General features: G+C 63.4%; 3 protein-coding genes and 2 rRNA genes (1 of these 5 cut by a window edge). All 5 read left to right on the top strand.

Annotation, left to right across the window (positions count from 1 at the left end; genetic code table 11):
• A 23S ribosomal RNA gene (locus tag ACK3BK_RS22015) occupies positions 1-2,334 on the top strand (it extends 559 nt beyond the left edge of the window).
• A 133-nt stretch (positions 2,335-2,467) separates the two neighbouring features.
• A 5S ribosomal RNA gene (rrf, locus tag ACK3BK_RS22010) occupies positions 2,468-2,583 on the top strand.
• A 175-nt stretch (positions 2,584-2,758) separates the two neighbouring features.
• A complete protein-coding gene (gene recC / locus ACK3BK_RS22005) occupies positions 2,759-6,241 on the top strand; it encodes an exodeoxyribonuclease V subunit gamma (protein WP_411383313.1) in 3,483 nt (1,160 codons plus the stop codon).
• Complete coding sequence (recB, locus tag ACK3BK_RS22000) at positions 6,238-9,915, top strand: exodeoxyribonuclease V subunit beta (RefSeq protein ID WP_411383312.1); 3,678 nt, start codon at positions 6,238-6,240, stop codon at positions 9,913-9,915. Before recC ends, recB begins: the two co-directional genes overlap by 4 nt.
• Complete coding sequence (gene recD / locus ACK3BK_RS21995) at positions 9,912-11,987, top strand: exodeoxyribonuclease V subunit alpha (protein ID WP_411383311.1); 2,076 nt, start codon at positions 9,912-9,914, stop codon at positions 11,985-11,987. The genes recB and recD overlap by 4 nt, the downstream gene beginning before the upstream one ends.
• Positions 11,988-11,996 lie beyond the last annotated feature (9 nt).

Genomic DNA, 11,996 nt, shown 5'->3' with positions numbered 1-11,996 from the left:
TGTATAATGGGTCAGCGACTTATATTCAGTGGCGAGCTTAACCGAATAGGGGAGGCGTAGCGAAAGCGAGTCTTAATAGGGCGCTTTAGTCGCTGGGTATAGACCCGAAACCGGGCGATCTATCCATGGGCAGGTTGAAGGTTAGGTAACACTGACTGGAGGACCGAACCGACTACCGTTGAAAAGTTAGCGGATGACCTGTGGATCGGAGTGAAAGGCTAATCAAGCTCGGAGATAGCTGGTTCTCCTCGAAAGCTATTTAGGTAGCGCCTCATGTATCACTGCTGGGGGTAGAGCACTGTTTCGGCTAGGGGGTCATCCCGACTTACCAAACCGATGCAAACTCCGAATACCAGCAAGTGCCGAGCATGGGAGACACACGGCGGGTGCTAACGTCCGTCGTGAAAAGGGAAACAACCCAGACCGTCAGCTAAGGTCCCAAAGTCATGGTTAAGTGGGAAACGATGTGGGAAGGCTTAGACAGCTAGGAGGTTGGCTTAGAAGCAGCCACCCTTTAAAGAAAGCGTAATAGCTCACTAGTCGAGTCGGCCTGCGCGGAAGATGTAACGGGGCTCAAACCATGCACCGAAGCTACGGGTATCACCTTTGGTGATGCGGTAGAGGAGCGTTCTGTAAGCCTGTGAAGGTGAGTTGAGAAGCTTGCTGGAGGTATCAGAAGTGCGAATGCTGACATGAGTAACGACAATGCGAGTGAAAAACTCGCACGCCGAAAGACCAAGGTTTCCTGCGCAACGTTAATCGACGCAGGGTTAGTCGGTCCCTAAGGCGAGGCTGAAAAGCGTAGTCGATGGAAAACAGGTTAATATTCCTGTACTTCCAGTTATTGCGATGGAGGGACGGAGAAGGTTAGGCCAGCCTGGCGTTGGTTGTCCAGGTTTAAGGTGGTAGGCTGAAATCTTAGGCAAATCCGGGATTTCAAGGCCGAGAGCTGATGACGAGCGCTCTTTAGAGTGCGAAGTGGTTGATACCATGCTTCCAAGAAAAGCTCCTAAGCTTCAGATAACTGGGAACCGTACCCCAAACCGACACAGGTGGTTAGGTAGAGAATACCAAGGCGCTTGAGAGAACTCGGGTGAAGGAACTAGGCAAAATGGCACCGTAACTTCGGGAGAAGGTGCGCCGGCGAGGGTGAAGGACTTGCTCCGTAAGCCCATGCCGGTCGAAGATACCAGGCCGCTGCGACTGTTTATTAAAAACACAGCACTCTGCAAACACGAAAGTGGACGTATAGGGTGTGACGCCTGCCCGGTGCCGGAAGGTTAATTGATGGGGTTAGCGCAAGCGAAGCTCTTGATCGAAGCCCCGGTAAACGGCGGCCGTAACTATAACGGTCCTAAGGTAGCGAAATTCCTTGTCGGGTAAGTTCCGACCTGCACGAATGGCGTAACGATGGCGGCGCTGTCTCCACCCGAGACTCAGTGAAATTGAAATCGCTGTGAAGATGCAGTGTATCCGCGGCTAGACGGAAAGACCCCGTGAACCTTTACTATAGCTTTGCACTGGACTTTGAGCTTGCTTGTGTAGGATAGGTGGGAGGCTTTGAAGTGGGGACGCCAGTTCTCATGGAGCCATCCTTGAAATACCACCCTGGCAACCTTGAGGTTCTAACTCAGGTCCGTGATCCGGATCGAGGACAGTGTATGGTGGGTAGTTTGACTGGGGCGGTCTCCTCCCAAAGAGTAACGGAGGAGTACGAAGGTGCGCTCAGACCGGTCGGAAATCGGTCGTAGAGTATAAAGGCAAAAGCGCGCTTGACTGCGAGACACACACGTCGAGCAGGTACGAAAGTAGGTCTTAGTGATCCGGTGGTTCTGTATGGAAGGGCCATCGCTCAACGGATAAAAGGTACTCCGGGGATAACAGGCTGATACCGCCCAAGAGTTCATATCGACGGCGGTGTTTGGCACCTCGATGTCGGCTCATCACATCCTGGGGCTGAAGCCGGTCCCAAGGGTATGGCTGTTCGCCATTTAAAGTGGTACGCGAGCTGGGTTTAGAACGTCGTGAGACAGTTCGGTCCCTATCTGCCGTGGACGTTTGAGATTTGAGAGGGGCTGCTCCTAGTACGAGAGGACCGGAGTGGACGAACCTCTGGTGTTCCGGTTGTCACGCCAGTGGCATTGCCGGGTAGCTATGTTCGGAAGAGATAACCGCTGAAAGCATCTAAGCGGGAAACTTGCCTCAAGATGAGATCTCACTGGGATCTTGAATCCCCTGAAGGGCCGTCGAAGACTACGACGTTGATAGGTTGGGTGTGTAAGCGCTGTGAGGCGTTGAGCTAACCAATACTAATTGCCCGTGAGGCTTGACCATATAACACCCAAGCAATCTGCTGTGCAGATTGTGGTGGTGAAGACGACACGAACCGAAAGTTCGAAGCGACTCACAAAGATCACATATCCGAATTGGCTGGCGTGTCTGCAAAGACGCACTGGCAACCGAATTTCTTGACGACCATAGAGCATTGGAACCACCTGATCCCATCCCGAACTCAGCAGTGAAACGATGCATCGCCGATGGTAGTGTGGGGTTTCCCCATGTGAGAGTAGGTCATCGTCAAGATTCATTTCGCAAAACCCCTATCTGCGCGAGCAGGTAGGGGTTTTGTCTTTCTGGCGTTCTTAAGCCAGGCCGGACCAGAGCGCTCCTGCACGTCGACACCGCGCACGCCACAGGACAAGCCTGCCTCTACAGGGTATGGTTCCGTCTGCGCACCCCGTCTTCCAGAGAGCACCCAATGGCCAACACCACATCACTGCATCCAGGTTTCATGATCGTCCAGGGCAACCGCCTCGACGATTTGCGCAACCTGGTCGTGAGCGTGATGCGCAACTATCCCCTGGCGCCCCTGGAGAACGAAATCGCCCTGGTGCAGAGCAACGGTATCGCCCAATGGCTCAAGCTCGCACTGGCCGAAGACCCACAGGACGATGATCAAGGCGGCTGTGGTATCGCTGCGGCCATCGACGTTCAGTTGCCCGGCACTTTCATGTGGCAGCTTTATCGCCTTGTGCTGGGTCGCGACGAGATTCCCGAGGTGTCCCTGCTCGACAAGGCACCGCTGACCTGGCGCCTGGTACGCCTGCTGCCCGCGCTGATCGAGCGACCGCACTTCGAGCCACTCAAGCGCTTCCTCACCGACGACACCGACCTGCGCAAGCGCTACCAGCTCGCCGAACGCCTGGCCGACCTGTTCGACCAATACCAGGTCTATCGCGCCGACTGGCTCAAGGATTGGGCCGCTGGCGAGCACGTGCTCAATACCGCCCGGGGCGAGCGCAAGCCCCTGGCGGATGGCAACCGCTGGCAGGCCGAGCTATGGCGTGCATTGCTCGACGATGTCGGTGCAGAAGGTATGGCGCAGAGCCGTGCCGGCGTCCATCAGCGTTTCATCGCGCGCATGGATACCCTTGAGCAAGCCCCCGCCGGCCTGCCGTCGCGGGTCATCGTCTTTGGCATCTCGTCGCTGCCCGCCCAGGCCCTTGAAGCCCTGGCCGGGCTGGCCCGCTTCAGCCAGGTATTGCTGTGCGTACACAACCCTTGCCGCCATCACTGGGGGGATATCGTCGCGGACAAAGACCTGCTCCGGCACCAGTACAAGCGCCAACAGCGCAAGCACGGCATGCCGCTGCAACTGGACGACGAGTCGATGCACCAGCACGCTCATCCGCTGCTGGCCGCCTGGGGGAAGCAAGGCCGTGACTACATCAACCTGCTCGATAGCTACGATGATCCCAGCAGTTACCGTGGTGTCTTCAGCGACGGTCGCATCGACCTGTTCAGCGACGCCCAGCCCACCACCCTGCTCAACCAGTTGCAGGACGACATCCTCGAGCTGCGCCCCCTGGCCGAAACCCGCGAGGCCTGGCCTGCCATCGATGCCACCCGCGACCGTTCGGTCCGTTTCCACATCGCCCACAGCCCGCAGCGCGAAGTTGAAATCCTTCACGACCAGTTGCTTGCGCGCTTCAGCAGGGATCCGACCCTGCGTCCGCGCGATGTCATCGTCATGCTCCCGGCCATCGATGACTACGCCCCGCATATCCGCGCTGTCTTCGGCCAACTCGACCGCCATGATCCGCGCTACATCCCCTTCACCCTCACCGACCAGGGCCAGCGCGGCCGCGATCCATTGCTGATCGCCCTGGAGCATCTGCTCAAGCTCCCCGACAGCCGTTTCGCCGTGAGCGAGATCCTCGACCTGCTCGACGTCCCCGCCGTGCGCGCCCGCTTCGGGATCAAGGAGAGCGACCTGCCGACCCTGCACCGCTGGATCGAGGGCGCCGGCATCCGCTGGGGCCTGAGCGGTGAACAACGTGCCCGCCTCGGTTTGCCCGAAGGCCTGGAGCAGAACAGTTGGCGGTTCGGCCTGCGTCGGATGCTGCTGGGCTACGCCGTAGGTGTCGGTGAGGCCTGTGACGGCATTGAGCCCTATGACGAGATCGGTGGCCTGGACGCGGCCCTTATCGGCCCGCTGGTGGCCCTGCTCGATGCTCTGGACGTGGCGTTCCAGACCCTCGCCGAGCCGGCCAGCCCCGTAGTGTGGGGCGCGCGCCTGCATGCGCTGCTGCAGGTGTTCTTCCTCGCCGAGGAGGAGCACGACGAGCTGCTGCTGGTGCAATTGCAGGACCTGCGTGACACCTGGCTGGAAACCTGCGAGACCGTCGGCCTGCACGATCCATTGCCGCTCACGGTCGTGCGCGAGGCTTGGCTGTCGGGGCTGGATCAGGGCAAGCTGTCCCAGCGTTTCCTGGCGGGCTCCGTGAACTTCTGCACCTTGATGCCCATGCGCGCGATCCCGTTCCGCGTGGTCTGCCTGCTGGGCATGAACGACGGTGATTACCCCCGCGCCCAGCCGCCGCTGGACTTCGACCTGATGGCCAGCGATTACCGTCCTGGCGATCGTTCGCGCCGCGAAGATGACCGCTACCTGCTGCTCGAGGCGCTGCTGTCTGCCCGTGACCAACTCTATGTGAGCTGGGTCGGGCGCAGTATCCGCGACAACAGCGAACGCCCCGCCTCGGTGCTGGTCGGCCAGTTGCGTGACCATCTAGCCGCCGGTTGGCAGCTGGCCGGAGCCCAGCAAGGCCAACGTGACGACCCGGGCCAGCAGTTGCTGCATGCCCTGACCCAGGAGCATCCCCTGCAACCCTTCAGCCAGCGCTACTTCCAGAAAGGCAGCGCGCTGTTCAGCTACGCCCACGAGTGGCAGGTCCTGCACCAGCCCGCCGAGCCACCCTCGGAGCTCGACCAGGCGCTACCGCCCTATGACAGCGATGAGCCGCTGAACCTGACGCAACTGCAGGATTTCCTCCGCCATCCGGTCCGGCATTTCTTCAGCCAACGCCTCAAGGTGTTTTTCGAAGCGCTGGAAGCGCCAACGCCGGATGAGGAACCTTTCGTGCTCGATGCCCTGCAACGCTACAGCCTCAGCGAGCGCCTGCTGGGTGCTGCATTGGCCGCACCCGACGACGCCGAGCAGGCATTGCGTACCCAGGCCCGCCGCCTGCAGGCATGCGGGCTGCTGCCATTGGCGGGCTTCGGCGAGTCGCTGCAGGCGGAACTGATCCAACCCTTGCCAGACCTGCTGCAGCGTCATCGCCAACTGCTGGAGCGCTGGCATACCGTGGTAGAAGGCGCGCTGCCGCTTCACTTCGAGCGCGGCCCGCATCGCCTGGAAGGTTGGCTGGGGCGCGTCTACCAGGATGATGAACAAAGCCTCCTGAGCATCACCACCGTGCCCAATAGCCTGGGGGCCGGGCGCAACAGCCTCAAATGGCATCGGCTGATCCCCGCGTGGGTCATGCACCTGGCGGCCTGCGCTGCCGGTTATCCACTGCACACCGCTTTGGTCGCCAGCGACCGCACCCTGCTGCTCGCGCCGATGCCCGAGGCGCAAGCGGGTGACCTGCTTGCCGATCTGCTGGTGGCGCGCCAGGGGGCTATGAATGCACCCCTGCCAGTGGCGCCCAAGACCGCCTTCGCCTGGCTGGCCCAGTCAGACCCGGACAAAGCCCAGACTGCCGCCGAGCGCGCCTATGAAGGCGACGGCCAGAACAGCTTCGGCGAACGCAGCGAGAGCCTTGCACTGCTGCGTCAGTTCCGCGACTTCGCTGCGCTCACGGCTGACGAAACCTTCGAAGGCTGGTGCGAATCCCTCTACCGCCCCTTGTTTGCCGCCCCCTGGCAGACCCAAGGCAATCCGGAGACCGCCGCATGACCCAGGCCCGTCCCCTGGCCCTGAGCTTTCCCCTGCACGGCAGCCAGCTGATCGAAGCCAGTGCCGGCACCGGCAAGACCTTCACCATCTCGGCGCTCTACCTGCGCCTGATCCTCGGCCATGGCGGCGAGCAAGGCTTTGCCCGCGAACTGCTGCCGCCGCAGATTCTCGTGGTGACTTTCACCGATGCTGCGACCAAGGAACTGCGCGAGCGGATTCGCGCGCGTCTGGCCGAGGCTGCGCGTTTCTTCAGGGGCGAGCTGGACGACGCCGACCCCTTGCTGCACCTGCTGCGCGACGATTATCCACAGGAGCACTGGGCCCGTTGCGCCAGTCGCCTCGAGGTTGCAGTGCAGTGGATGGACGAGGCGGCGGTCTCGACCATTCACGGCTGGTGCCAGCGCATGCTGCGCGAGCATGCCTTCGACAGCGGCAGCCTGTTCACCCAGAGCCTGGAGACCGATCACAGCGAATTGCTCGGCCAGGTCATGCGCGATTACTGGCGGCGCTTCTGCTACGGCATGCAGGGCGAAGCGCTGGCCTGGGTGCGCAGCCACTGGGTGAGCCCGGACGCGTTGCTGCCGCGGATCCGCCCGCTGTTCGGCCGTGTCAGCAGGAAAGACGACGGTGCCGATCCACAGGTGTTGATCGAATCCGCCCTGCAGCGGCGTCAGGCACAACTGCGCGAGCTCAAGGCCCCCTGGGCCCAGTGGGCCGACGAGCTGCACGAAATCTGCCGTGCGGCAGTGGCCGCCAAGCAGGCCGATGGTCGCAAGTTGCAGGCACGCTTCTTCGAGCCTTGGTTCGACAAGCTGCGCGCCTGGGCAGGTGACGAGCAAGTCATGGAACTCGACCTGGGCACCGGCTTCACCCGCCTGACACCCTCAGGCATGGCCGAGGCCTGGAAAGTGGGCGAGCCACCGGACCACCCGGCATTGCACGCCATGGAGACACTCCGCGATGCGTTGCAGGCGCTGCCCGGCCCCGATTCGGCGGTGCTGGAACATGCTGCCGCGTGGGTCGCGGCGCGTTTCGAAGTGGAGAAGCGCCGACGCGCCGAAATGGGCTTCGACGATATGCTGTTGCGCCTCGAACACGCGCTGCGCAGCGAGGCCGGCGAGCGTCTGGCCGGGCTGATCCGCGAGCAGTTCCCGGTGGCCTTGATCGACGAGTTCCAGGACACCGACCCGGTGCAGTACGGCATCTTCGAGCGCATCTACCGGATCGCCGAAAACCGCCCGGAAACCGGCCTGTTCATGATCGGCGACCCCAAGCAGGCGATCTACGCCTTCCGCGGCGCCGACATCTTCACCTACCTCGGTGCCCGCCGTGCCACGGCTGGGCGCCTGCACAGCCTGGACACCAACTACCGCTCCAGCCAGGCCATGGTCGAGGCGGTCAACCGCGTGTTCCTGCTGGCCGAGCAACGCCCCGAAGGCAAGGGGGCGTTCCTGTTCCGTGAGGCCCACGACAACCCGCTGCCGTTCGTCGAAGTTCATGCCAAGGGCCGCAGCGAGCGCCTGCTGATCGACGGCCAGCCCTGCGCGGCGCTGCATTGCTGGCAGTTGCACAGTGACGAGCCGATTGCCAACACGCTGTATCGTCAGCAACTGGCCGCCAGCTGCGCCAGCCATATCGTTGCCATGCTCAACGGTGGTCAACGAGGTGTGACGGGGTTTGCCAACGCTCAGGGCGAGGTGCGCGGCTGCCTGCCTTCGGACATTGCCATCCTGGTGCGCGATGGCCGCGAGGCGCAGCTGGTCCGTGCCGAGCTGGCTGCCCGTGGTGTACGCAGTGTCTATCTGTCGGACAAGGACTCGGTCTTTGCCGCCCAGGAAGCCCACGATCTGCTGGCCTGGCTCAAAGCCTGCGCCGAGCCTGATGCCGAGCGCCTGCTCAAGGCCGCCCTGGCCAGCCTGACGCTGGACCTGCCGTTGCTCGAACTGGAGCGACTGAACCAGGACGAGCGGGTCTGGGAAGACTGGGTAATGCGTTTCCGTCTGTACCGCGACACCTGGCAGCGCCAGGGCGTGCTGCCCATGCTGCGCCGCTTGTTGCACGACTTCCAGTTGCCACGCACGTTGATCGCCCGTACCGATGGCGAACGTGTGCTGACCAACCTGCTGCACCTGGCCGAACTGCTGCAACAGGCGGCCGGCGAACTGGATGGCGAACAGGCCTTGATCCGTCACCTGGCCGAGCACCTGGCCAATGCCGGGCAGGCCGGTGAAGAGCAGATCCTGCGCCTGGAGAGCGATGAGCAACTGGTCAAGGTCGTGACCATCCACAAATCCAAGGGCCTGGAGTACCCGCTGGTCTATCTGCCGTTCATCTGCACCAGCAAACCGGTGGATGGCCAGCGCCTGCCATTGGCCTGGCACGGCGATGATGGCCAGGTGCTGCTGACGCTCACCCCCACCGACGAGCAGATCGCCTTGGCGGACGATGAGCGTCTGGCCGAAGACCTGCGCCTGCTCTACGTCGCCCTGACCCGCGCCCAGCATGCTTGCTGGCTGGGGGTTGCCGATCTCAAGCGCGGCAGCCAGAAAACCTCGCAACTGCACCGCTCGGGCCTGGGTTACCTGCTGGGCGGCGGCGTCCCGCTGGCGGCTTCCGTGCAGTTGGCCGACTGGCTGCAGGCGCTGTGTGCCGAGGGGGCGCCCATTGCCTGGGTGCCTGTGCCCGACGCCGATGAACAGTGCTATCTCGCCCCGCAGGACAGCGCCGAACGCCTGCCTGCACGCGAGCCGCGCCGCGCAGCGGCGGAGCAGTGGTGGATCGCCTCCTACAGCGCCTTGCGGGTCGGCGACCAGAACCTCGGTGCCGACAGCTCCCAGGCCCAGCAATTGCTCGACGACGAGAACGTCGATGCACAGCGCCTGCGTGAAGTCCCTGCGGAAAACGGCGATATCCACCGTTTCCCTCGCGGACCGAACCCCGGCACCTTCCTTCACGGCCTGCTCGAGTGGGCTGGGCGTGAAGGTTTTGCCGAAGTGGCCGGCCAGCCCGCGTTGATCGAACGAACGGTCGGCCAACGCTGCAACCGTCGCGACTGGACCGGCTGGATCCCGACCCTGGCGCCCTGGCTGCAGCAGTTGCTGACGCAGGCCATGCCGCTGTCGCCGGACGGCCCGGTCCTGACCCTGGCGCAGCTCCAGCAATATCAGATCGAGATGGAGTTCTGGTTCGCCAGCCATCAGGTTGACGTGCTGCGCCTCGATCAGCTCGTTGTCCGCCACACCCACGGTGGCGCCGCGCGACCGGCAGCGCTGGCGACCCAACTCAATGGCATGTTCAAGGGCTTCATCGACCTGGCGTTCGAGCTGGACGGGCGTTACTACGTGGCCGACTACAAGTCCAACTGGCTCGGCCCCGACGGCAGCGCCTACAGTGCACTGGCCATGGAGCAGGCGATCCTCGACCATCGCTACGACCTGCAGTACGTGCTCTACCTGCTGGCCCTGCATCGCCAGTTGCGCGCGCGGCTGCCCGACTACGACTACGACCGCCATGTGGGCGGTGCCCTGTTCATCTTCCTGCGCGGTATCGGCAGCGCCGGCCATGGCCTGTATTTCGCCCGACCGCCCCGTGAGCTGATCGAGCAGCTCGATGCGTTGTTTCGCGGCGCCTGTGCGCCCGAACAGCAGGACCTGTTTGCCGGAGCCGCACCATGAGCCGAACCCTCGATGACCTGCTGCCGACACCGCTGCAGGCCGAGCACCTGGCGGCCCTTGCGCCGTTGAACGACAGCCATGACCTGCTGGCCCTGCTCGACCGTTGGGTCGAGCGCGGCTGGTTGCGTGCGCTGGACCGGGCATTCGTCAGCTTCCTCGAGGAACGCGAGGCCGGCAGCGATCCCCTGCTGTTGCTGGCGGCGGCGCTGGCCAGTCACCAGTTGGGGCATGGGCATGTCTGTCTCGACCTTGAGCAGACTCTCGCCGAGCCCGATTTCGCCTTGTCGCTGCCGCCAGAGGGCGATGCGCTGGCGGGGCCGTTGCTGTTGCCGTCGCAGTTGCTCGCCACGCTCGAACCGAGCACCTGGCGTCAGCGCATCGCGGCCAGTCGGCTGGTGGCCTCGGGCGATGCCCAGGGCCAGGACGCGCGGCCGCTGGTACTCAGCGGCCAGCGTCTGTACCTGCGACGGTACTGGAGCTATGAGCGGCGTATCGACCGGTCGCTGCAGCAACGCATCCTGGCAGACGAGTCGATTCCCGCCGACCTGCCCGCGCGCCTGGCGCAGTTGTTCGAGGATGGCGCCCCGGCAGACCAGGTCGACTGGCAGAAGCTCGCCTGTGCGCTGGCAACGCGTGCCGCGTTCAGCATCATCACCGGTGGCCCTGGCACCGGCAAGACCACCACGGTCGTACGCTTGCTGGCCTTGCTGCAGGGGCCGGCGGTGGAGCAGGGCAGGCCCTTGCGCATCCGCCTGGCCGCACCCACCGGCAAGGCCGCTGCGCGCCTGACCGAATCCATTGGCCAGCAGGTCGAGCGTTTGCGGGTCAGTGCCGATGTGCGAGCCCAGATTCCGACCGAAGTGAGCACCGTACACCGCTTGCTGGGCAGTCGCCCCGGTTCGCGGCATTTTCGGCATCACGCCGGTAACCCGCTGCCGCTGGACGTGCTGGTGGTCGATGAAGCCTCGATGATCGACCTGGAAATGATGGCCAATCTGCTTGACGCCTTGCCAGCGCAGGCACGCCTGGTGCTGTTGGGCGACAAGGACCAGTTGGCTTCGGTGGAGGCCGGTGCGGTGCTCGGCGACCTGTGCCGGTATGCCGAAGAGGGGCGTTACACGCCCGCCACTCAGGCCTGGCTCGAGCAGGTGGGTGGCCAGTCGCTGAAGGGCAGCGGTCTGCAGCCAGGTGATGCGCACCAGCATGCGCTGGCCCAGCAGGTGGTGATGTTGCGTTATTCCCGGCGTTTCGGCGAAGGCAGTGGTATCGGCCAGTTGGCGCGGCTGGTCAACCTGCAGCAGGCCCGCCAGGCGCGGGATCTGCTGAGCATGCCGCCTGAGGACGTGTTCGGGCTGTCGCTGCGCGGCGAGCATGACCGCGCCTTCGATCGCTTGCTGCTGGATGGCCTTGGGCGTGGTGAAGACGGCCCGCAGGGCTATCGCCACTATCTGCGCAGTATCGGTCGTCATCGGCCGGCGCCAGGCACGCCTGGCGATGACCCCGCGTGGGAGCAGTGGGCTGCCCTGGTGCTGAACAGCTTCGAAGGTTTCCAGCTGCTGTGCGCGGTGCGCAAAGGGCCCTGGGGGGTGCAAGGGCTGAACGAGCGTGTGGCGCGTGTGTTGCACAACGCCGGGTTGATCGATACCCGCCAGCCCTGGTACGAGGGACGACCGGTGCTGGTCACCCGCAATGACTACGGCCTCGGCCTGATGAACGGTGATATCGGCATCGCCCTGCGCCTGCCCGACGAGCATGGCGAGCCACTGCTGAGGGTCGCCTTCCCGCGCAACGACGGCTCGGGCGGGGTGCGCTTCGTGTTGCCCAGTCGGCTCAATGAGGTGGAGACGGTGTTCGCCATGACTGTACACAAGTCCCAGGGCTCGGAGTTCAGTCATACCGCGCTGGTGTTGCCTGATGCGCTCAATCCCGTGCTGACCAAGGAGCTGGTGTACACCGGCATTACCCGCGCCAAGCAATGCTTCAGCCTGGTGGAACCACGGGCGGGGGTCTTCGAGGCGGCTGTCGAGCGCAAGGTGCGTCGGATTTCTGGCCTCATGCTCGATCAAGCGTGATGTTCGTCA

Origin of the sequence: Pseudomonas sp. L7 (assembly GCF_046605565.1) — a bacterium.
Lineage (GTDB): Bacteria > Pseudomonadota > Gammaproteobacteria > Pseudomonadales > Pseudomonadaceae > Aquipseudomonas > Aquipseudomonas wayambapalatensis.
Note: the sequence above shows the minus strand (reverse complement) of the source record. Positions and strands in the feature narration are given on the sequence as shown.

Bases quoted from the DNA above. Each gene is read 5' to 3' on its own strand.
- recD (WP_411383311.1), top strand. From the start codon at position 9,912: ATGAGCCGAACCCTCGATGACCTGCTGCCGACACCGCTGCAGGCCGAG.
- recB (WP_411383312.1), top strand. From the start codon at position 6,238: ATGACCCAGGCCCGTCCCCTGGCCCTGAGCTTTCCCCTGCACGGCAGC.
- recC (WP_411383313.1), top strand. From the start codon at position 2,759: ATGGCCAACACCACATCACTGCATCCAGGTTTCATGATCGTCCAGGGC.